Genomic DNA, 1,655 nt, shown 5'->3' with positions numbered 1-1,655 from the left:
GCCACCCTTGACAGGCCGTCCCGTCCCGGAAAAACACAAGACTCCCGGGATCCCCCCGGGGGATGGCCGGGGGTCAGAGGGTGAGGGGCGGCCCTGTCCGGAGGGCCCGCCTGTGGCGTTGAGGCGCACCGGATCGCTACACAGGCCGTCTCGGCTCAGCGGCCATCGGTCGTCTGGGGCTGGGGTTGCTTCGGTTTGGCGGACATCCGGAGATCTGGGGTTGTGCCCAGGGAGGGATGTCCATGATGGAGAACATGCCGAAGAAGAAGCCGCGGCAGCGGCGGCAGTTCACGCCGGATTTCAAGGCCGAGATTGTCGAGCTGTGTCTGCGTGGGGACCGGTCGGTGCCCGAGATCGTCAGGGACTTCGATCTGACCGAGACCGCTGTCCGTCTCTGGCTGGCCCAGGCCGACGAGAGCCACCAGCCCAAGGACCTGGAGCGTGATGAACGTTCCGAGCTCGCGGAGTTGCGGCGGGAGAACCGCCGTCTGCGGGAGGACATCGAGATCCTCAAGCGGGCCACGGCTTTCTTCGCGAGGGGGACCCGGTGACGGTTCATCCGTTCATCGAGGCGGAGAAGCAGGCAGGCCACAACGTCAAACGGGCGTGTGAGCTGATGAAGGTCTCCCGGTCCGCCTACTACCAGCGCCGCCAGGCCGTCACCGGCCCACGGGAGCGGCGTGATCAGGAACTGGCCACGCTGATCAGTGAAGTCCACACGCGTTCACGCGGCACCTACGGTGCCCCCAGGATCCACGCGGCCCTGCAGCGTGCAGGTCACGCCTGCGGCCGGCGCCGGATCGCCCGGCTCATGCGAGAGGCGGGCGTTACGGGCCGGCACCGCCGACGCGGCCACCGCACCACCGTCCCCGACCCGCAGGCGGCCTCCCGCCCCGATCTGATCGGCCGCGACTTCCGCACCGACCCAGCAGCCGTCGACACACGCTGGTGCGGGGACATCACCTACATCGACACAGGTCAAGGCTGGCTCTACCTCGCCACCGTGATCGACATCGCTTCTCGCCGCGTGGTCGGCTGGGCCACCGCCGACCACCTGGGAACATCCCTGGTAGCCGACGCCCTCATCAACGCCTGCCACCAGCGCATGCCCGACGGCCCGGTCGTTTTTCATTCCGACCGCGGCAGCCAGTACACCAGCCACGCCTTCGCCCGCCTCGCGGCCGACCTGGGCATCCGGCTCTCCGTCGGCCGCACCGGAGTGTGCTGGGACAACGCCCTCGCCGAGTCCTTCTTCTCCACCCTCAAGAATGAGCTCGTCACCCGGCACCGGTGGCACACCCACACCGCCGCCAGGACCGCGATCTTCGAGTACATCGAAGGCTGGTACAACACCCGACGAGTCCACTCCAGCCTCGGCTACCAAACCCCAGCCGAGTACGAAAACACCGCAGCCTGAGCAACACATAGAACCTGTCCGCCAAACAGGAACAACCTCAAACCCCAGACGGCGGCCAGCCGCTATGCCGAGACGGTCTGTGTAGCGATTTGGTGCGCCTCAAGGCCTCGGAGGGGGATGTGGTCGTCCTCGTGTGCGGGTTCGGCTGACCGGCGGAACGCGGGCCCGAATGGGCCTCTGACTCGGCCGTTCCTCCCTCTCGTTCCTCCCGGCCATCCCCCGGGGGGATCCCGGGAGT

At 67.7% G+C, this 1,655-nt stretch carries 2 protein-coding genes; both read left to right on the top strand.

Features of this window, described 5'->3' with window-relative positions; translation table 11 throughout:
• The first annotated feature begins 242 nt into the window (after positions 1-242).
• A complete protein-coding gene (locus tag ACWGDE_RS38785; protein WP_453393792.1) occupies positions 243-551 on the top strand; it encodes a transposase in 309 nt (102 codons plus the stop codon).
• On the top strand, positions 548-1,417 hold the full coding sequence (locus ACWGDE_RS38780) for an IS3 family transposase (RefSeq protein ID WP_453393791.1): 870 nt from the start codon (positions 548-550) through the stop codon (positions 1,415-1,417). Before ACWGDE_RS38785 ends, ACWGDE_RS38780 begins: the two co-directional genes overlap by 4 nt.
• Positions 1,418-1,655: the final 238 nt, after the last annotated feature.

This window comes from Streptomyces sp. NPDC054956 (assembly GCF_053609185.1).
This window is presented reverse-complemented; position numbering and strand designations above follow the sequence as displayed.

What these genes read in the sequence shown, in the direction of transcription:
- ACWGDE_RS38785 (WP_453393792.1), top strand. Translation starts at nt 243, where the DNA reads ATGATGGAGAACATGCCGAAGAAGAAGCCGCGGCAGCGGCGGCAGTTC.